We start from the raw sequence: 18,156 nt of genomic DNA, 5'->3' as shown, positions 1-18,156 counted from the left end.
GGAGAGCGGCTTGAACATACTTCTCCTCATCGCAGATGATCTGGGCCGCATGACGGGCTGTTATGGTGAACCTGCAATCCGCACGCCCCATATTGATGCGCTGGCCGCACGCGGCACACGCTTCGACATGGCCTTCACCTCAACCGCGTCCTGCTCGGCCAGCCGCTCGGTTATCTATACTGGCCTTCACACCCATCAAACGGGCCAATACGGCCTGCACCACGATTACCACCATTTCATGACCTTCGCAGATGTGCCCACCGCGCCCGCGCTTATGAACGAAGCCGGCTATCACACGGGCATCATCGGCAAGGTCCATGTGGGCCCGTCCGAGGTGTATCCCTGGACATACCGCGCAGAAAGCGACACCCGTGATGTGGGGTGGGTCGCCCAAAAGGCAGGCGCCTATTTCAGCGATCGCCGGGCCGACGGGCAACCGTTCTTTCTGACCATCGGCTATGTTGACCCGCACCGCGACGAGACCCGCGGCGGGTTCGGCAACGACGCATTCGGGGCCGAAGACCCGGTTTTCGCCCCCGAAGACGTCCATGTTCCGCCTTTCCTGTCCGATTTGCCCGAGGTGCGCAACGAACTGGCGTCCTATTACCGTTCGGTCCATCGGCTTGACCGGGGGGTGGGGCAGGTGCTCGACGCGCTCGACGCGGCCGGCTTGGCCGAGGAGACGCTAGTGGTGTTTCTGTCGGACAATGGCGCACCGTTTCTGAACTCAAAGACCACACTCTTTGATGCGGGCGTGCACCTGCCGCTGATCATTCACAGGCCCGGTCAGAGGGCAGGTGTGGCCAACCCCAATCTTGTGTCCTTCACCGATCTCCTGCCGACCTTTCTGGATGTTGCAGGGGCCGAGACATCACAGGGCAAGCGGCAAGGCCGGTCGCTGCTGCCCATCCTCGAGGCAGCGGACATGCGGTCCGGTTGGGACATCGTCTTTGGTTCTCACACGTTTCATGAAATCACCAACTATTGGCCAACGCGGTTCCTGCGCACCCCCCGCTACAAGTATCATCGCAATGTGGCATGGCAGCTGGACTTCCCGTTTTCTGGCGACCTTTATGGCTCACTTTCCTGGCAAGGCATCCGGCGCGTCGATCCGGTGATGATCGGGCAAAGACCCCTGCGCGATTATGTTCGCCGGCCGCCAGAAGAGCTTTACGATCTGGAGGTCGATCCACAGGAGGTCCACAACCTCACCGAAGCGCCCGAACATGCCGAGCGGCTATCGGAGTTCCGCCGACAAATGGAGGATTGGCAGCGCGACACACGCGACCCCTGGCTTTATCGCGACGGTGTGTCGGTTATGGCGGTAGAACATCACCTGAATAGCGGCTTGCGGCTGCCCGACCGGTTCGATTTCGATCCCGACAGCCCCTACGACCACAAGCCGAAATCGAACTGAAACCGGCCTCACGACGTTCGCTGTATTCGCTTCACAAATCTGGCTGGGTTTCCTATTCGCGAGCAGGCATCTTTAGGCATCGCACAGAACAACCTCAGTAAGCAGCCTGCAAACACGCAAGATTGCTTCATGCACACATCGAGGAAAGGCAAGATTGTCCGGCTCGATTATGGCTGCGACCTTTGGAGTTGTCAGTGGTTGGTGCCCAGAACAAAGCAAATGACCGCAAGGCGCACAAAACAACAGCGTGCGCGAACGCAGCGGATTTCGACCCGCATCCCGTCTGTTCGATGAAGGTTGGTGGCTGCACTTGCAGCGAAGGTCTGATCCATCCGTTGCTCGTGCAGCATGGGACCGCCTTCCAGCTGGCAGTTTCCAAGACTTTGCAAAGAGCGCCATCTGCGCTTCGCTGACGTCTGAGCTGAGCGCAGCATCGTCCTGGTCACCGGAGCTGTTCGACGGTACGCTCTCGGGAGACCGTTCGCGCTTACAGCAAAAGTATTGCTGCTCCATGCATGAATGCCGTGTCCAGGCTGGCTATGGCCATCGATGCAGGTATCAGCACTAGCGGTTCGGTCCCGCAACCTGTGAACTCAGTTTTCAATATTGAAGGATCGCAACACGGAGGCAGGGCTGATGACACCGCCGCTTATGTTTTGCGGGCCAGTGGGATTTGGACAAGCCAAACGCCCTTGGCCGTCAGGGAGAGGGCGCTGCCCTCCCCCTCGGGCAATCCGATTAGACCGGGCCGTGTCCTCGGCTACGCCTGCGGGCCGCACCAACCCGGTCGAATAGCATTGCCTCGCCCCCTCCCGCGTTCGCCCGCCGCTTGAAACTTGGGGCAGATCAGCAGAAACAGGCGGGCTCAAAGACTGAACCTGCAAATCAGCCCTGATTTTCCAAAAGGAAGGTCAGATCAACGCAACAAGCCACACGGCAAAAACAGCGGATTGGGACAGTTTATGACGCCTAGGTCAATTTCGTCTGACGTTCAACATTTTGGAAGTGGCGGACCGAGGAGGATTCGAACCCCCGACCCCTTGATTCGTAGTCAAGTACTCTATCCAGCTGAGCTATCGGTCCACTGAGAGCGGGGTTTATCTCTGCGCTTCGGTGGGTGCAACCCCAAATCATAACTTTTTTCGCGGGGAGCTACGCGGCGCCTTCAGGGCATCCGTGACCCGGCAGGGGTTCGCCAACGCCTGGGAGGCGCGGGCGATGGGGGCTGAGCTTAGACTGCGCCGTCGCCCTTGGGCAGGCAGATCTCGAAGACGGTGCCGTCAGGGCCGGTCGCGCCGAGGCTGAGCTGACCACCGTGCCCCTTGACCAGTTCGGCGGCAATCGCCAGACCGAGACCGGAGCCGCCCTTGCGCGCCCCGCCCTGGAACGGGGTGAAGAGATTGTCCTGGGCTTTCTTGGGCAGGCCGGGGCCGTTGTCGGTGACCAGTATCCACCAGGCATCGTCCTGCTCGCGCAGGGATACGGTGATGCGCCCGTCACGACCTGTCGCAATGATTGCCTGACGGGCATTGCGCACGAGGTTCATGATCACGCGAAAGATCTGCTCCTTGTCACAGCGGATCATGGTCGGCAACGGAACCGCATTCACGATTTCGACCGTCACGTCGGAGGCAACGAGGTTCTCGCTTTCGGCGATATCATCGACAATCTCACTGAGGCACACCCGGCTGAATGTGGGCGCAGGTTCCTCCGCACGGCCAAACGCCAATGTGCCCTCGCAGAGGGACACCGCGCGGGTGATGGAGTTCACCAGCTTGGGGGCCAGCCGCCGCACAAGGGGGTCTTCGCTCATCTCGATGCGGTCGGTGAACAGCTGGGCCGAGGTGAGGATGTTGCGCAGGTCATGGCTGATCTTGGCAACCGCACCGCCCAATTGCGCCAGCCGTTCGCGTTGCTTCAGCGCATGGGTCAGCTCGGTTTGCAGTTTTTGCAATGCCTCCTCGGCCTCGCGCAGTTCGATCACGCCCGCCTTGGGCGTGATGATGCCGCGGGCATCTTCGGGCGCGGCGGCGTATCGCTGCATGTAGCCGATGACGCCCTTGATCGGCTTCACCAGCACCATCCGGACCGCGATGAACAGCAGCACGGCTGTCAGAACCGAAATGACCGCCGACAAGACCAGAATTCGCAACCCGTAGTCGATCATGGCCATGCGCAGCGGGCCGGTTTCCATCGTGATCTCGATCAGAAGGCCGGCATCACGCACCGGCGCGCCAATCACCCGGATGATGTCGTTTTGCGGCGTGGCGAGGCGCATCATCGCATCACCGATCAGCGTGAAGGCTCCGGCGTCGCGCAGGTCGAAGGTGCCGCCGATGGGACGCGGAATGGGGGAGGACAACACCAGCTGGCGCATCTCGTCGCGGCGGAGCACCACGTTGTAAACGCCCGCGTTTTCCAGCAGTTCGCGCTCCAGATCGCTTTCGATCATATCATCTGCAAGCAAGGCCAGCGATGCGATCTGCGCGCGTTCCAGGCGATCTTCGAGATAATCCTGACGGAACCGGGCGATGGAGGGGACAAAGATCAGGACTTCGGCCAACATGACGAAGACCGTTGTCAGGATCAGGAATCGGCCCGAAAGCGTGTTTAACATGCGTCCCCGTTTTCGTCCCGGTGGTGTCTCAGGGTAGCCAGCGCTGTACCAGACGGACAACCCGCTTTATGCCAGCATTCTCAAATAGTCTCGGGGAGAAATACGCGCCTGCGACCCGTTTGTTAAGTTCCGCGATCGTCGGATAAGGCGCAACCATTGCGGCCATTTGGCTCATCTTCATGCGATTTGCGATGGCCAGTGACCAGGTTGCGATCAATTCACCTGCCTGGTGGCCGGCAATGGTAGCGCCGACGGGGCGTCCCCTGACCACCATCACCTTGATGAAACCGGCGGTCTGGCGCGTGGCGATGGCGCGGTCGTTGTGGGTGTAGTCGAACCGGGCGACCTCTAGGCGGTCCCCGTATCGGTCGCGGGCTTCGGTCTCGGTCAGCCCGACCTGTGCAAGTTCCGGATCGGTGTAGGTCGCACGCGGGATATGATCGGTTTTGATCTTGGCGGGCAGGCCAAACAGCAGCGTGCGAATGACGACACTGGCGTGATAGCCCGCCAGATGGGTGAACTGCCCCTGGCCGGCCGCATCACCGATGGCATAGACCTTTGGGTTGGTGGTGCGCAGGCCCGCGTCGACATGAATGCCGGCAGGGGTGACCTCGACATCGGACACTTCCAGATCGAGCCCTTCCGTATTTGCCGCACGCCCGACCGCCACCAGGAGGTGAGAGCCGGTGACAGGGCCTGCGCCGGTGTCGACCACGATCTCTGTCCCCTGTTGTCGCACGGCCTCTGCCGCGGTCTGTTCACGAATGTCGATGCCGTCGCCGCGCAGACGGTCAAGCACCAAGGCCGCAGCTTCGGGGTCGTCCCGACCCAGTGCCCTCTGCGCCTCCAGTACGGTGACTTTGCTGCCCAGGCGACAATGGGCCTGCGCCATCTCCAGGCCGATGGGGCCGCCGCCGATGATAATCAGATGTGCCGGGCGTTCCTTCAGGTCCCATAGTGTTTCATTGGTGAGGTAGGGGACATCCTCCAGACCCGGGATCGGCGGCACCAAGGGGCGGGACCCGGTTGCAATCACAATCCGGCGGGCCCGGATCCGGGTGTCTCCGGCTTCGACCTCTGCGGGGCTGACGAAGCGGCCATGGGCGCGGATCACGCGGACACCGAGGCTCTCGAACCGCTCCTGGCTGTCCACGGGGGCGATGGTGTCGATCACCTGCTGCACGTGGTGCTTGGTGGCGGGGTAGTCCACCTCGGGGGCGTGGTTGGCGACCCCAAAGGCCGCAGCATTCGCCTGTGCATGGGCGATATGGCTTGCAGCCAGCAGCGCCTTGGAAGGCACGCAGCCGTAATTCAGGCAGTCGCCGCCCATCTTATGCGCTTCGAGCAGGATCACATCCGCTCCCATCTGGCTTGCGCCCGCAGCCAGCGACAGGCCACCGGATCCCGCGCCGATCACCAGAAGATCACAGGTCGTGGTGTTCATGGATCAAATCTCCGTCTTGCCGCGGATGGCCTTAACCAGAATGGGCAGGGCTGCCAGTGCGCAAAGCCCGAGGATGGGGCCAATCACATGCGGCTCCCAGAACAGGGTGAGGTCGGGGGTTTCGCCCCGATCAAACACATCCCCCAGCCCGACACCGATCCAGGTAAAGACAATGGCGCCGGGGATGATACCCACCGCGGTGGTCCAGAAGAAGTTCCAGAGCTTCACCCCCACCAGCGCGGGCAGCAGGTTGGCCACAAAGAAGGGAACAGCCGGAACCAGGCGCAGAAGCAGCAGAACTTCGATCTCGGTGTCGTGAAGGGCGGTTTTCAACCGTTGAATGCGGCCTCCGTTGGCCTCGATCCGGGCAGCAAGGGTCGCGCCCAGTCCCCAGCGCGCCGCCAGAAAGATCCCGATCGCCCCGATGGTGGCGGCCGCCACATTGAAGATCGTGCCTGCAAACAGGCCGAACAGGAAACCACCGGTGACCGAGGCAACCGCTGCGCCCGGCAGCGAGAAGGCGACGATCACGATATAGGCGGCCAGGAACGCCAGCACCAGTGCGGCATAATTCTGGTCCCGGAATGCCAGCAGGTCCGAACGGTTCTCTTTCAGGGTCTCGAAGGACAGCACATCTCCGAGCGTCACCGCCCCCACAAGCGCAGCCAGCGCCAGGAGGGCAAAGGGCACCTGCCGAAGCCATCGCTTCTGCGGAGGGGGAGAGGAGGGGTTGCTCATCATGCTCAGATCCTTTTGGGCGCACGGCGCCGGGGCACCGATGTCTCTGTCTTGCTCTACGTCGAAGATGCGGGTCTGGCGAGGGCGGCGCAGCCACTCTCACGCCCGCTTGAAGCCATGGCGCGGTTTCGTGATGATCCGGGCCTTCGGGGACGGGAATTGAAACATTTGCGTTCTGGTGATTCCCTGTGGGACAAGAGCGGGCTGTCAGGCACGGCTGGCGGAGGTCATTTGGTCACGCCATGCGCCCTCGTTGCTGTTTTTTGACAGTTTTGTGGCGCCGGGGACGGAAAATGCGCCCATTGGGTTTGACAGGAGGGCATCCGGGGTCTAGAGACCGGGCTTCGAGATAGACCCCGGGGGGCGATTCCGCGCCGTACCCGATGACAGACAATTGGAGACCGGAGCGATGAAACGCACCTATCAGCCTTCGAACCTGGTTCGCAAACGCCGCCACGGCTTCCGTGCGCGTATGGCCACCAAAGCAGGCCGCAAAATCCTGAACGCACGCCGCGCACGCGGTCGTAAGTCCCTGAGCGCATAAGTTTCGCGCTCAGACGACCGGTTCTGACGGATATGACACCGCCGGAGGCTCCCATGGACGGCAAAGCTGACCAGGGAACACAGCCTCCGGCGGTGTCCGTTTGTGCATCTGCCACCCCCAAGACAAGCCGTGCCCCGCGCCCGTCCAAGCCTGCCAAGATTCGGGCGGGAATGGAGCTTTTGACCAAACGCGGTGACTTCCTCGCGGCTGCGCGTGCGCGCAAACAGGGCACGCGGTCGATGATGGTGCAGGGACGCAAGCGCGGCGATGATGGGCCGTTCAGGGTTGGATTTACCTGTTCCAAGAAGGTCGGCAACGCGGTCACCCGCAACCGCGCCAAGCGCCGCCTGCGCGAAATCGCGCGACTGCTGTTGAAAGAACACGGCAAACCTGGCTGGGATTACGTGCTGATCGGACGCGCCGGAGAAACCACGACCTGCCCCTTCGATCAGATGCAACGCGACTTTGTCTACGCGCTGCGCAAGATCCACGGGGCCTGAAGGACCGGGGGGGCTCCCGCCCGTCGGACCAGCATTGAAAATGCAAGTCCTCCCGTTGGGCCCGGCGCCGCTGGCGCGGCGCGGACTCCGGTGGATCGCCCTGCGCTTGCCGCACTGTTGCACCTCTGGTCACTGCAACCTATCTGTTGCGTATGCAATTGTTCGCCCGCCTCATTGCCTTGCCCGTGCGTGGCTACCGGCTGCTCTTCAGCCCCTGGGTCGGTTTCAACTGCCGTTACCAGCCCACCTGTTCGGCCTATGCACTAGAGGCGCTGGAGCGGCACGGTCCCATCAAAGGCACATGGTTGATGCTGCGCCGGATCGGCCGCTGTCATCCTTTCGGTGGCGCCGGCTATGATCCGGTGCCCGGCGCTGATCCGGACCATGACCACCGCTGCGGGTCCTGAGGTTTGGGGCCGCGCCGGATTTCAGGCTGTCAGGGATGCATTGGCGGCGACCCTTTGGCGCCCCACCGTGTATGGGGGACCACCCGCCCGTGCAACGCAGGCCATGCGACGTCGTCGGTACAGGCAGATCAGTTCTGCCGCACCAGGCGGAAGCCGAGATGGTCAGGCGGCAATCCCACCGCGCAGCCGCCCACGCTGGCATCGCGGATGAAGTCCACCACCGCAGCCCTGTGCAGCCCACCGGCAATGCGGACACCGCAATAAGTCTCCGGGTCCAAAACCAAGCCATCCGCCCGCAGGCGCCCGCTCCAGACACAGCCGTTTGTCCATTCCCAGACATTGCCGGCGACATCCGCGAGGCCAAAGCTGTTCTCGCCAAAGCCACCGGCGGGGCGCAATCGGGAGGTTGCCGTGCCGCGCAGCAGCAATCCCCGTTCATAGCGCGCGAGCATCCGGTCCCCGGGATCGAGTTCTGAGCGGTCCGCTTCGGCATCGCCCCAGCGTTCGGCGGCAGCAAGTTGCCATTCGGTTTCTGTGGGCAAGCGCCAGTTTTCGCCGGTGCGCTCAGAATACCATGTGGCAAAGGTGGTGGCGTCCTGCCAGTTGACCTGCGTTTGCGGCAGCGCGCTGTCGGTGCTGTTGCCGGTGCCGTTGCCGGGGGCGGCAGCGCAGACCTGATCCGCCACGCAGGCGCGATATTGCCTCCGGCTGACCTGATATTTCATGATCTCGAACGAGGGCACTGCCACTGTGACGGGTCGTGGGGTGCCAGCCTTGCCCGCATGAGAGAAATTCCCCAGCGGTGCCCAGGCGACTGTGCCGTGCGGGATCTGGATCAATGGGGGCGGCGCAAATGGCGGCTCCTGCCGCGCCGGCCAAAGGGTCAGGGCAACCGCGACGCCAACTGCCGCACAGGTCAGAATGCGGGCCTTCATCCGGGGCACCTCCGTTCAGCGAGCGCGACGGTCGGGTTTCCGACCGCCGGCTCCTGTGTGATCGCGTTGACGTGCGACAGCGCCGCACGGGTCACGGCAACGCGGTCTTGCCTTCGTAGGCGGCGTTGTATTCGACCGGCGCCTGTACCTGTTCCATCAGGTCATTGTCCCAGTCTCCATCCACCACCACATGGGCTGTCGCCCCGAGATTGACCGCTTCGATCAGGTTGTGGTTCACATAGGCGTAAACGCCCGGCTGCAGGAATTCGTAGAGCGCAGCCCCCGCCGATCCGCCCCGGATGAACCAGGTTTCAAGGTCACGTTCCGGTGGGTTGTTGAATTTTCCGGTCTCCCACACGAGGTCGCCATGCCCGCCGATCAGGTGCGGACGGCTGTCTCTGTTGGCCTGGCTGTGCACAAAGAGGATCTTTTCTCCCTGCGAGGCGTGCAGCGCATTGTCCCCGGTGAGCGCGCCGACCTTGCCATTGAACACGACATGGCTGGGGATCAGCCCATTCATGACGTTCAGCGTATCGGGGTAACTGTCTCCGATGTCCTCGAAACGTTTGTAGTCGCCGTTGGCGTCCTTCGGGATGTAAAAGTCGTTTTCGCCGATATAGAACACACGATCATAGCGCACAGCGGCGCCGTTTTCGTCGGTCAAGCCGCCTCTGGGCAGCACCATGATTGCGCCCGACATGCCGCTGACGACGTGCCATGGGATCATTGGTCCACCGGGGGCGCAGTGATAGACGAAGGTCCCGGGGCGGGTTGCCTTGAAGCGCAGCGTTGTTTTTTCGCCCGGGTTCACGAGCGTAAGAGACCCGCCACCCAGCGCACCGGTGGCTGCGTGGAAGTCGATGTTGTGCTGCATCATGTTCTCTGGTGAGTTGTAGAGCGTCAGCTCCACATAGTCGCCTTCGTGCACCACCATGAGCGGCCCGGGGATGGACCCGTTAAACGTCATGGCCTGAAGATAGGCCCCGTTGTCGACCTGGACTTCCTTTTCGACGATCTGCATGTCGAATTCGACGATGCGCGGTTCGGCTGGCGCGACCTGCTCGTGGGCGTGCACCATGGGCGGGCGCACCAGCTTGTGTTTAATGCGCTTCAGGTTCGACAGATCGACTGGCGCTGCCATCGAGGTGTCCATGATTTCTTCGGCTTTGGCTGCCTTTGCGAGGACGGGGATTGAGGCCAGACCGGCGGCTCCCATCAGCGCGGCTCTTCTCGTCAGCATCGTCAAGTTCCTCTTTGCTAGGATTGCTGCTGGAGACGAGTCTAGAGCCTGTGCCCCGTCGGAACGTTGCGCCAGAGCAAGCTTTGGCGCTCGTTTCACGCTGGCAGACGTGGGGCAAATGTAGGCGATATCGCGGGCCTGGGCGCGTCGGCTGTCGGGCAAGCCGGCCCGCAGGATGCCCCGCGACCCGCCACCCCGGTGCCGTTGTGATCCGACCCGCGCCCCTGTGCGTCCGCTTGGGGGCTTTGGGCGCAGGGCGGGCCGTTGTGTGCCCCAGACGTCTGTCAGCAGAGGTTCCCGACCGTCACGAGGCCTGACTGTAGCGCGCACCGTCCGGATTATAGCTGTCGAACGCGCCTGCAACGATCCGGGTCAGGGCGCGCGCCTCGGGCGTGATGATCAGCCGGTCGTCCTCGATGTACAGAAGATCACCGAACCGCTGCGCGATTGCGTGCATCTCGGCGCACAGCTGATCGGCGCGCGTGCCGAAACGTTGTCGGAGCAGGGGCAGGTCAAGGCAGAAATCACACATGATCATCTCGATGGCCCGCGCGCGCAGCAGATCGTCATCGCGCAGTATATGGCCGCGCACACCCGCAAGCTGCCCGGCCTCGATGCGTTGCGTATAGGCAGGGGTGGCCGGCGCGTTCTGGACGTACCCCGACGGCAGCCGCGAGATCGACGACGCGCCGAGCCCGATGAGCGTTGCACAGGTGTCATCGACATAGCCCTGAAAATTGCGCCGCAGATGGCCTGTGTCGGCCGCGCGGGACAAGCTGTCCGCGGGGTGGGCGAAATGATCGATTCCGATGCTCTGGAACCCCGCGTTGCGGAACCGCTCAGCGGCCAGTTCCGCAAGCTGATAGCGCGCCATCTCCTGGGGCAAGGCGGCCTCGTCGATCAGCTTTTGCCGTTTGGACATCCAGGGGACATGGGCATAGCCGAACAGTGCGATGCGGTCGGGAGAGAGCGCCAGCACCTTGCTCACCGTGTCCTGCAGGCGGGCAGTATCCTGGTGGGGCAACCCATAAACCAGATCGGCATTGAGCGAGGTGATACCTGCGGCACGCAAATCCGCGACGCAGGTCTGCGTCTCTTCGAAGGACTGCTGCCGTCCGATCGCGTGCTGCACCAGCGGGTCGAAGTCCTGAATGCCGATGCTTGCGCGGGTCATGCCTTCGGTCGCAAGCGCGTCGATCTTGTGGCGGTCCACCATTGTCGGGTCGATTTCGACCGAGAATTCGCAATCCTCCGTTGGTGGAAACACTGCTTTTACCGCCCGGGCCAGCCGACGGATCAGATCTGGCGGCAAAATCGTGGGTGTACCGCCGCCCCAATGCATGCGTCCCATGCGCAGCCCTGCTGGCAAACTGGCCTTCACCAAGGCCAGTTCCTGCTCCAATGTGCCGATGTAGCTTTCGACGGGTGACAGGCTCTTTGTGCCCTGCGTGCGGCACGCGCAGAACCAGCACAATCGCTCGCAAAAGGGAATGTGGACATAAACCGACACCGGTTCCGTCGCCGGAAGCGCGGCAAGCGCCTGCGCCTGAAACGGCGCACCGACCTGCGGTGCAAAGACGGGTGCGGTCGGATAGGAGGTGTAGCGGGGCACCCGGGTGTCAAAGAGCCCGAGGCGTCTGAGGCGATCAAGATGTTTCATGCACCCGGTTTGCAGGTTTTTCAGCCGGCAGACTTTGCGCGGGATCAAGTTCAGGTCGGGAAAGCGGGGACACCCGTGAAAACGGCATGCAGATGCAGGGCGGCCAGCCACAGCGCCAACCCGGCCAACGCCCGCCAGCCGAGGCGCCGGGCATTGCCACGCAGCCATTCAACCGAGGTCAGCGGCCGCAGCGAGAACAGCGCCGTTCGGGTAAAGAAAGGCTCGGCATCATGTGCCAATACGCGCCGCGCGCGGGCGTCAAAGGCCCAGATCGCCAGCAGCGCCATCGCGACAAAGCTGCCAAAGAGGATCACCATTGCGAGCTCGCCGTTCGGCACCAGATGAGCCCCGGCCCAGAGTGTCAGCGCCAACAGCAGCGGGTGGCGCGAGACCGCTGCAAAGCCGGGATCGGCGGGGTCGAAGCGGACACCGCGCCGTGCGCCAAGGGTGAACGGTTGGCGCAGTCGAACCCCGCAGAATCCCAGCATCAGCGCCAGCGGCATTGCCAGGTTCGGGACCCAGCGGGACCAGGGCTGTTGCGGCCACACCTCCAGGCAGGGGGCCCGGATCGCTGCGCCGACGACCCAGATCAGGAGCACCAGCGACAGAGCGCCGTAGAGGGCGAAATAGGTGCTGCGCCCGATGCTGGCAATCATCCGGCCGCGCAGATCCGCGATCCGCGGGACAAAATGGCTGCCGGTGAACAGAGCCAGCGCCAGCGTATATTCGCTCCAGCCCGTCATGACTTGTCGGCCTGTTCCATCAGCCGGGTGATATGGCAGGCGAAACTGTAGGTGGCGGGCAGGCCGATCACCAGGCCACCGAGGGCGGAGTGCCATGGTGTCAGCACCGGCCAGCCCAGCCAGGAACCGATGAGCGAGGCAAAGAACAGGTTCACCCCCATAGCCCCCGCCGCAAAGGGATAGAGGCCAAGCAGCAGCGTCCAGGATGGTTTCATTTGCGGTGCACCAGAAACTGTACGGCGGCCAGCGCGATGACGAGTGCGATCGAGCCCACCAGGAACCAGAATTCGGCCGTTTCCGTTTGGGGCTGCGGGATCGGGCGTTCGAAGCCGGTGGCCAGGGCCGGGAGCGGCAGCACGAGCAGCAAGCAGATGAAGCGTATCACATCAGATCTCCATGGTCAGGGTTTGGTAGATATCGGGCAGGACCCGGGGCAGGCGTGCGGGATTGGACAAAAGGGTAAAGCCCGCGCGCCCGAAAATGCGGGCAAACCAGTCCTGCCCGTCCTGATCGACGATCACGCCGTGCACGGCCTGCCCCAGCGCGCGGGCTTCGCGCACAGCCATATGACTGTCTTCGATGCCGTGCTGGCCCTCGTAGTGATCCAGGTCATTGGGTTTTCCATCCGTCAGCACCAGGAGCAGGCGGCGCGTGGCGCCTTCTTCCGCCAATCGGGCGGAGACATGCCGGATCGCGGCGCCGAGGCGCGTGTAGTGCCCGGGGGTCAGCCCGCCGATCCGGGCGGTGACCTCGGTGGTCATAGGGTCCGCAAAGGCTTTGGCGCGATGCAGGAACACCCGGTCTCGGCGCAGCGAGGAAAAGCCCCAGATCCCCAACCGGTCGCCTGCCGTATCGATGCCGTTGGCCAGAGCCGATAGCGACTCTCGTGCGATCTCGATGACGGAGGAGGGTCCCAGGGCGGCCTCCGTGGATCGGGAACAATCCATCAGGATCGCCACCGACAGGTCACGGGCCATCGGACGACTGGACTGCCAGATCCGGTCGCTGCCCTCGCGCCCACAGGCGATGTCGACATGCGAGGTGACGGCGGCATCAAGATCCAGATCGCTACCGTCCAATTGGCGCGGCAGCATGACCCGACGTGGCTGCAAGGGCGCGAACTGGCGTTTTACCCGCGCAACCAGACGCGGGTCCGGCGCATAGGCGGTACAGGCCGTCGCATCGGCTTCGAGCACGCGCACGTGGTCTGGCATGTAGGCTCCGGTCCGGCGGTTCCATTCCGGATAGGTGAACCGCCCGGCCAGCTGTTCGTGTTCCGCGTCCTGCGGCGACAGGTCCAACGACAGCCGAAGGCGCGTGGCCGCACGGCGGACGGTCTGTGACAGTGTCAGGTGATCCTGGTCTTCGGCGGCCTTGGCGGCATTGTCTGTGTCATCATCGTCCACCATCCGGTTGATGTTCAGGCTTTCGGCCCAGGACATGATGGTTTCGAAGCGATGGATGATGAAGCTGTCATTGCGATTGGCCTGTTCGCGGTCTTCGCGACAGGCGTCCTTGCGGGCCGAAACCGCCATGGCGGGCGCGGCGGTCTCCGCCGGGGCGCTGTCTGGCTTGCCGGTGGGGGTGCCATGCCGCAGCCGGAGCCAGATCGGCACCGGGGCATAGCTGCGATATCCGCGCGGCGCGGGGCAATCGAGGCAGGGATCGGTCTTTGAAATCCCGGACAGTTGGTCCAGAATCAGCCGTTCCAGCCCCGCCTCGCACCGCGGGAGGGGCGGACGTGTGCGCTGGGCCACGACATTCCGGCACATGGCGGCATAGGGCTGGCGCAGACCGGGGCAGGCGGCGAAGGCGGCGTCGGAGGCGCGGGCGAGTTCTGTCAGTTCGGCGCGGTCCGTCGCAAGCGGATCGGTCAGCGGAGGCGGGATCTCGACATGGGCCGCAAGCGCCGCCAGCCAGAGATAGCAGGCCCGGTTCAGGTCCCGGGTGGGGAAGCTGTCGATGACGGGGGGCAGACGCAGACGGTCGCCGTCATAGTCGGCGACATGTGCCCGCTCCTGCGGGGTGGCGATACGACGGATCAGATCCGGCCGGTGCCCGCAGGTGACCAACGGCGCGGCGCAGACTTCGGTGCCTGCCGAGCCGCCGAGTGCACGAAACAGCGTGGCTGCCGAGCGCTGCACGTCCTCAAACCGCACGGCGCGGGTGCCGTCGTGCCCGGACCGCCCCCAGCCGGTCGCCATGTCATGCCAGAGGTTGCCAACAGTCTCTTCGGGTTCCATGAGGTCGAGGACATGCAGCATCGTCGTCACCCGTAGAGCACCGCGACGAGGTCGCGCAGCGCCTGTTGCGTGTCCGGGTCGTCGCTGAGCGGCGCGATGATCGCGGTCTCCAGCGCACGGTTCACCGCCATGCCGTCGGCAATCATCGTGGCCGCGTAGATCAACAGACGGGTGGACACGCCTTCTTCGAGATCCATACCCGAGAGGCTGCGAATTTTTCCCGCCAGGCGCACCAATGTGGCTGCGCGCGCTTCGTCCAGCCCGCTTTCACGCATGACCACCGGCTGTTCCACCTCGGGGGCGGGAAACTCAAAACCGATGGATACGAAGCGCTGGCGGGTCGAGGGTTTCAGCTTCTTGAGGATGTTCTGGTAGCCCGGGTTGTAGCTCGCCACGAGCATGAAGGGCTTTGGCGCCTCAAGCTCTTCGCCGGTCCGGTCGATGACCAGTCTGCGCCGGTCATCCGTCAGCGGGTGCAAGACCACGGTCACGTCCTTGCGGGCTTCCACCACCTCGTCGAGGTAGCAGATGCCGCCGTCGCGAACCGCGCGGGTCAACGGGCCGTCGGTCCAGACGGTTTCCCCGCCCTTGAGCAGGTAGCGCCCGATCAGATCGGCCGCGCTCAGGTCGTCATGGCAGGCGACGGTGTGCAGGGGCAGGCCCAATCGTGCTGCCATATGTTCCACGAACCGGGTCTTGCCGCAGCCGGTGGGCCCCTTCAGAAGCAGGGGCAGACCCTTGGCATGGGCGGTTTCGAACACCGCGCATTCATCGGATTGCGCGTGATAGAAGGGCAGGTCGGGGTGAGTCAGGTCTTTCATGGATCACTCTCCAGCAACGGCCACAGGGCCGGGTTTCACGATCTCGCGGCGCACCACGAGCATGGAGTAGATGAACAGGATGGCACCAAGGACCACGGCCACGCCCGAGCCGAAGCGCATCATGTAGAACAGGCCAAGCTGATCCTGCACATCCATGTAGTAGTCGCCGACGATGCGCTGCATATGCGTCTGGATGGTGCCAGCGAAGGTCAGCGTGAAGGTCATGAAGGACATGCCGCCGGTCATCAGCCAGAACGATGCCATGTTGAGCACCTGGTTGTAGGGATCGCGCCCCTTGAGGTGGGGCATGGCGTAGCTGAACATGGCGAGGTTCAGGGCCACATAGGCACCGTAAAAGGCCAGGTGGCCATGTGCGGCGGTGATCTGGGTGCCGTGGGTGTAGAAGTTCACCCCGTGAAGCGTGTGCAGGAACCCCCAGACGCCCGCGCCAAAGAAAGCGACGGTAGAAGAGCCCAGAGACCACAGGAGCGCAGCCTTGTTGGGGTGGTTCTTGCGGCCTTTCCAGACCATGACGAAGGCGAAGGACATCATGGCGAAGAAGGGGACCACCTCGAAGGTCGAGAAGATCGAACCGATCCACTGCCAATAGCCGGGGGTGCCGATCCAGTAGAAATGGTGCCCGGTGCCGAGGATGCCGGAAAACAGCGCGGTGGCGACGATGACATAGAGCCACTTCTCGATCACCTCGCGGTCCACGCCGGTGAGCTTCAGCATCAGGAAGCCGAGGATCGCGGCCATGACCAGTTCCCAGGTTGCTTCGACCCAGAGGTGCACAACCATCCACCAGTACATCTTGTCGAGGCTGAGGTTGTCGGGGTTGATGAAGGCAAAGACCCACAACAGGCACAAGAGCCACAGCCCCACCATCAGGATATTGGTGATCGCCGTCTTGCGGCCGGCGAGAAAGGTCAGCGAGATGTTCACGAGGAAGATCACGGCGGCCACGAGGATGCCGACCTTAACCCAGAGCGGCTGCTCCAGGAACTCACGTCCGCCATGGATCCCGACGAGGTAGGAGCCGACCGCGCCGAGGGTCCCGACCACCAGGATCGCCAGCTGGATATAGGCCAGCTTTACCGAAAAGATCTCGCGCTCGGATTCCTCCGGCACCAGATAATAAGCCGCCCCGAAGAACCCGAGCAGCAGCCAGACGATCAAGGCATTGGTGTGGATCATCCGGATGATGTTGAAGGGCAGCAGTTCTGACAGGGTGTTGGGCGCGACATAGATCCAGCCGGCCAGCAACCCGCCCAGCACCTGAATGGCGAACAGGCCCATGGCAACGAGAAAATAGGCGTAAGCCACCTTTTGCGATTGATATTTCATGATTGATCTCCCTCAGCCGGCGTCGTTTGGCGGCCAGTTCTGGGTGTCGGTCTGATCGGCCCAGCGGAGGAATTCCGCCAGGGCGCGCATTTCCTCTTCGGTGATGTCGAAATGGGGCATCTGACGGCGCCCCTCGATGCCCGAAGGTTGCGCCTCCATCCAGCCATCCAGGATTTCATAGGCCAGTTCGGGGTCGTCCAGAGCGCCCCAGCGGGTCATCACGTTGCCCAGCTCCGGCGCGAAATAGGCGCCTTCGCCGTGCAGTGTGTGGCAGTTGATGCAGGAATGACGTTCCCAGATGTGTTTGCCATGGCGCACCTCATCGGTCAGAGGCATGCCGGCTGTGGCGATTTGGGTAATATGACGGTGGCTTTGCGCCGTCAGGGCTACGAACACGACCACGAAGAAAATGGATCCCCCGTAGAACACGTTCCTGGCCCGCGATTTGGTGAGCAATTCTGACATGTCGCGGTCCCGACGATTGGTTTCGGATAGGCCATGCCTATCGCGATGCGGCGGGCCGCTTTTTGTGCAAACGCAAAGAAGACGGCGAAAGATGCGGGCAACATGTGGCTATGAAAAGACCACCAACGGCCCTGCCAGACCTGGATGACCCCGACTTGACGCTGTCAGATCTGTTTCGGATCTGTCCGGCGACCGCGGCGGCGTTCCTGCGCCGGGGCATGCTCTGTCCGGGGTGCCCGATCACACCCTTTCACACCATCACGGAGGCCTGTCAGGCGTATGATCTCGATGAGGCCACCTTCAGGGCGGAGGTGAACGGTCTCGCCCGGGCTGCAAGTCAGCTCTGAATGCCGCTCAGCAGGACCAGCGCATGCGGGTCCGTGACCACGATATGCTTGCGCCGCGAGGAGACCACGCCGTTTCTTTCCCAGGCCGACAGTAGCCGGCTGACGGTGTGCAGGGTGGTTCCCGTCATGTCCGAGATGTTCTGCCGAGTAACCGGAAAGGCGATCTCGATGCCGGCGTCGGACTTGCGCCCGCTCTGATTGACCATGCGCAGAAGGGCGCTGGCCACACGTTTCTCGACCGCCTGCGTCGCCATCTCGGTCAGGGTTTCCTGGATCTGACCAAGCCGCCGGCCGAGGGTCTTGTAGCTTTCCGTGGCGAAGCCCTCGTAGGTGGCGCTGAACTCCGGCCACAGGTTGACGGGCCAGGACAGGGCAATGGATTCGGCGGCTGTGACGGCACTGGCGGGGTAGGTGTCGCGCTGGAGCGCCGGCGCAATGCCGAACAACTGCCCCGGAGAAATATGCAGGACGATGACCTGATCACCATCCGGTGTCGAACGCACCACCCGCAGAAACCCGTCGAGCAACAGGAAGAACCGGTCTGCCTCCTGACCTTCGCTGAAAATGGTCGCGCCTTCGTCGTATCGGCGCGACGTTGCATGATCCAGGATCTCGCGGATTTGCGCCCGGCTCAGACGCGAGAAGGGCGGCATTCCGATCAGAAGGCTTTCGTCGAGTTTGGACATGG

Annotated in this window: 19 protein-coding genes and 1 tRNA gene; 5 read left to right on the top strand and 15 right to left on the bottom strand. The window is 63.1% G+C overall.

Annotated features, from left to right (window positions below; all coding sequences use genetic code 11):
- Positions 1 to 10 precede the first annotated feature (10 nt).
- Positions 11 to 1,417, top strand: a complete 1,407-nt coding sequence (locus MHM88_RS03410) for a sulfatase (protein ID WP_239360000.1) — start codon at positions 11 to 13, stop codon at positions 1,415 to 1,417.
- Positions 1,418 to 2,423: 1,006 nt separating this feature from the next.
- Here MHM88_RS03410 and MHM88_RS03405 read toward each other — a convergent pair.
- From MHM88_RS03405 to MHM88_RS03390, 4 genes are all read right to left on the bottom strand, one after another.
- Positions 2,424 to 2,500, bottom strand: a tRNA-Arg gene (locus tag MHM88_RS03405).
- Between the two features lie 148 nt (positions 2,501 to 2,648).
- Positions 2,649 to 4,034 carry a sensor histidine kinase gene (locus tag MHM88_RS03400; RefSeq protein WP_239359998.1) on the bottom strand — a complete coding sequence of 462 codons (1,386 nt, stop codon included), beginning with the start codon at positions 4,032 to 4,034 and terminating at the stop codon, positions 2,649 to 2,651.
- Between the two features lie 28 nt (positions 4,035 to 4,062).
- On the bottom strand, positions 4,063 to 5,478 hold the full coding sequence (locus MHM88_RS03395) for an NAD(P)/FAD-dependent oxidoreductase (protein WP_239359996.1): 1,416 nt from the start codon (positions 5,476 to 5,478) through the stop codon (positions 4,063 to 4,065).
- Positions 5,479 to 5,481: 3 nt separating this feature from the next.
- Positions 5,482 to 6,219, bottom strand: coding sequence for a TVP38/TMEM64 family protein (locus MHM88_RS03390; protein ID WP_239359995.1), 738 nt, complete (start codon positions 6,217 to 6,219; stop codon positions 5,482 to 5,484).
- A gap of 406 nt (positions 6,220 to 6,625) precedes the next feature.
- Here MHM88_RS03390 and rpmH point away from each other — a divergent pair, with 406 nt between their 5' ends.
- From rpmH to yidD, 3 genes are all read left to right on the top strand, one after another.
- Complete coding sequence (gene rpmH, locus MHM88_RS03385) at positions 6,626 to 6,760, top strand: 50S ribosomal protein L34 (RefSeq protein WP_005980833.1); 135 nt, start codon at positions 6,626 to 6,628, stop codon at positions 6,758 to 6,760.
- A gap of 32 nt (positions 6,761 to 6,792) precedes the next feature.
- Positions 6,793 to 7,260 carry a ribonuclease P protein component gene (gene rnpA / locus MHM88_RS03380; protein WP_239359994.1) on the top strand — a complete coding sequence of 156 codons (468 nt, stop codon included), beginning with the start codon at positions 6,793 to 6,795 and terminating at the stop codon, positions 7,258 to 7,260.
- A gap of 152 nt (positions 7,261 to 7,412) precedes the next feature.
- Entirely contained in the window at positions 7,413 to 7,667 is a 255-nt protein-coding gene (yidD, locus tag MHM88_RS03375) for a membrane protein insertion efficiency factor YidD (RefSeq protein WP_239319028.1), read from the top strand.
- A 128-nt stretch (positions 7,668 to 7,795) separates the two neighbouring features.
- Here the strand turns inward: yidD and MHM88_RS03370 are convergent, their stop codons facing one another.
- The 10 genes from MHM88_RS03370 to MHM88_RS03325 all read right to left on the bottom strand — a co-directional run bounded on the left by MHM88_RS03370 (position 7,796) and on the right by MHM88_RS03325 (position 17,121).
- Positions 7,796 to 8,602 (bottom strand): SUMF1/EgtB/PvdO family nonheme iron enzyme, encoded by an 807-nt coding sequence (locus MHM88_RS03370; protein ID WP_239359993.1) that lies wholly within the window; start codon positions 8,600 to 8,602, stop codon positions 7,796 to 7,798.
- Positions 8,603 to 8,693: 91 nt separating this feature from the next.
- Positions 8,694 to 9,842 carry a copper-containing nitrite reductase gene (nirK, locus tag MHM88_RS03365; RefSeq protein WP_239359992.1) on the bottom strand — a complete coding sequence of 383 codons (1,149 nt, stop codon included), beginning with the start codon at positions 9,840 to 9,842 and terminating at the stop codon, positions 8,694 to 8,696.
- A 304-nt stretch (positions 9,843 to 10,146) separates the two neighbouring features.
- Complete coding sequence (hemN, locus tag MHM88_RS03360; RefSeq protein WP_239359991.1) at positions 10,147 to 11,502, bottom strand: oxygen-independent coproporphyrinogen III oxidase; 1,356 nt, start codon at positions 11,500 to 11,502, stop codon at positions 10,147 to 10,149.
- 50 nt (positions 11,503 to 11,552) lie between these two features.
- On the bottom strand, positions 11,553 to 12,245 hold the full coding sequence (locus MHM88_RS03355) for an NnrU family protein (protein WP_239359990.1): 693 nt from the start codon (positions 12,243 to 12,245) through the stop codon (positions 11,553 to 11,555).
- Positions 12,242 to 12,460 (bottom strand): NnrT protein, encoded by a 219-nt coding sequence (locus tag MHM88_RS03350; RefSeq protein ID WP_239359989.1) that lies wholly within the window; start codon positions 12,458 to 12,460, stop codon positions 12,242 to 12,244. Before MHM88_RS03350 ends, MHM88_RS03355 begins: the two co-directional genes overlap by 4 nt.
- Positions 12,457 to 12,630: a hypothetical protein gene (locus MHM88_RS03345; protein WP_239361191.1), complete on the bottom strand. Its 174-nt coding sequence runs from the start codon at positions 12,628 to 12,630 to the stop codon at positions 12,457 to 12,459. The genes MHM88_RS03350 and MHM88_RS03345 overlap by 4 nt, the downstream gene beginning before the upstream one ends.
- Position 12,631: 1 nt before the next feature.
- A complete protein-coding gene (locus MHM88_RS03340) occupies positions 12,632 to 14,509 on the bottom strand; it encodes a nitric oxide reductase activation protein NorD (protein WP_239359988.1) in 1,878 nt (625 codons plus the stop codon).
- 5 nt (positions 14,510 to 14,514) lie between these two features.
- The gene (locus tag MHM88_RS03335; RefSeq protein ID WP_239359987.1) at positions 14,515 to 15,309 is read right to left on the bottom strand and encodes a CbbQ/NirQ/NorQ/GpvN family protein; all 795 of its coding nucleotides are present in this window, start codon (positions 15,307 to 15,309) and stop codon (positions 14,515 to 14,517) included.
- A 3-nt stretch (positions 15,310 to 15,312) separates the two neighbouring features.
- Entirely contained in the window at positions 15,313 to 16,656 is a 1,344-nt protein-coding gene (locus MHM88_RS03330) for a cbb3-type cytochrome c oxidase subunit I (protein WP_239359986.1), read from the bottom strand.
- 12 nt (positions 16,657 to 16,668) lie between these two features.
- On the bottom strand, positions 16,669 to 17,121 hold the full coding sequence (locus tag MHM88_RS03325; RefSeq protein ID WP_239359980.1) for a cytochrome c: 453 nt from the start codon (positions 17,119 to 17,121) through the stop codon (positions 16,669 to 16,671).
- Between the two features lie 110 nt (positions 17,122 to 17,231).
- Between MHM88_RS03325 and MHM88_RS03320 the strand changes: the two genes are divergently transcribed.
- The gene (locus MHM88_RS03320; RefSeq protein ID WP_239359979.1) at positions 17,232 to 17,468 is read left to right on the top strand and encodes a DUF1858 domain-containing protein; all 237 of its coding nucleotides are present in this window, start codon (positions 17,232 to 17,234) and stop codon (positions 17,466 to 17,468) included.
- On the opposite strand, the gene MHM88_RS03315 is transcribed toward MHM88_RS03320, so the two are convergent.
- Entirely contained in the window at positions 17,459 to 18,154 is a 696-nt protein-coding gene (locus tag MHM88_RS03315; RefSeq protein ID WP_239359978.1) for a Crp/Fnr family transcriptional regulator, read from the bottom strand. The two genes, MHM88_RS03320 and MHM88_RS03315, sit on opposite strands and share 10 nt — an antisense overlap.
- Between the last annotated feature and the right edge of the window lie 2 nt (positions 18,155 to 18,156).

The sequence above is a fragment of the Epibacterium sp. MM17-32 genome (assembly GCF_022348205.1).
Taxonomy (GTDB): Bacteria; Pseudomonadota; Alphaproteobacteria; order Rhodobacterales; family Rhodobacteraceae; genus Epibacterium.
The sequence above is the reverse complement of the archived record's forward strand: the minus strand, read 5'-3'. Positions and strand labels throughout refer to the sequence as shown.

What these genes read in the sequence shown, in the direction of transcription:
- MHM88_RS03320 (WP_239359979.1), top strand. Translation starts at nt 17,232, where the DNA reads ATGAAAAGACCACCAACGGCCCTGCCAGACCTGGATGACCCCGACTTG.
- MHM88_RS03350 (WP_239359989.1), bottom strand. Translation starts at nt 12,460, where the DNA reads ATGAAACCATCCTGGACGCTGCTGCTTGGCCTCTATCCCTTTGCGGCG.
- MHM88_RS03340 (WP_239359988.1), bottom strand. Translation starts at nt 14,509, where the DNA reads ATGCTGCATGTCCTCGACCTCATGGAACCCGAAGAGACTGTTGGCAAC.
- MHM88_RS03315 (WP_239359978.1), bottom strand. Translation starts at nt 18,154, where the DNA reads ATGTCCAAACTCGACGAAAGCCTTCTGATCGGAATGCCGCCCTTCTCG.
- MHM88_RS03325 (WP_239359980.1), bottom strand. Translation starts at nt 17,121, where the DNA reads ATGTCAGAATTGCTCACCAAATCGCGGGCCAGGAACGTGTTCTACGGG.
- MHM88_RS03395 (WP_239359996.1), bottom strand. Translation starts at nt 5,478, where the DNA reads ATGAACACCACGACCTGTGATCTTCTGGTGATCGGCGCGGGATCCGGT.
- MHM88_RS03370 (WP_239359993.1), bottom strand. Translation starts at nt 8,602, where the DNA reads ATGAAGGCCCGCATTCTGACCTGTGCGGCAGTTGGCGTCGCGGTTGCC.
- yidD (WP_239319028.1), top strand. Translation starts at nt 7,413, where the DNA reads ATGCAATTGTTCGCCCGCCTCATTGCCTTGCCCGTGCGTGGCTACCGG.
- MHM88_RS03330 (WP_239359986.1), bottom strand. Translation starts at nt 16,656, where the DNA reads ATGAAATATCAATCGCAAAAGGTGGCTTACGCCTATTTTCTCGTTGCC.
- MHM88_RS03355 (WP_239359990.1), bottom strand. Translation starts at nt 12,245, where the DNA reads ATGACGGGCTGGAGCGAATATACGCTGGCGCTGGCTCTGTTCACCGGC.
- nirK (WP_239359992.1), bottom strand. Translation starts at nt 9,842, where the DNA reads ATGCTGACGAGAAGAGCCGCGCTGATGGGAGCCGCCGGTCTGGCCTCA.
- MHM88_RS03390 (WP_239359995.1), bottom strand. Translation starts at nt 6,219, where the DNA reads ATGATGAGCAACCCCTCCTCTCCCCCTCCGCAGAAGCGATGGCTTCGG.
- MHM88_RS03335 (WP_239359987.1), bottom strand. Translation starts at nt 15,309, where the DNA reads ATGAAAGACCTGACTCACCCCGACCTGCCCTTCTATCACGCGCAATCC.
- hemN (WP_239359991.1), bottom strand. Translation starts at nt 11,502, where the DNA reads ATGAAACATCTTGATCGCCTCAGACGCCTCGGGCTCTTTGACACCCGG.
- rpmH (WP_005980833.1), top strand. Translation starts at nt 6,626, where the DNA reads ATGAAACGCACCTATCAGCCTTCGAACCTGGTTCGCAAACGCCGCCAC.
- rnpA (WP_239359994.1), top strand. Translation starts at nt 6,793, where the DNA reads ATGACACCGCCGGAGGCTCCCATGGACGGCAAAGCTGACCAGGGAACA.
- MHM88_RS03400 (WP_239359998.1), bottom strand. Translation starts at nt 4,034, where the DNA reads ATGTTAAACACGCTTTCGGGCCGATTCCTGATCCTGACAACGGTCTTC.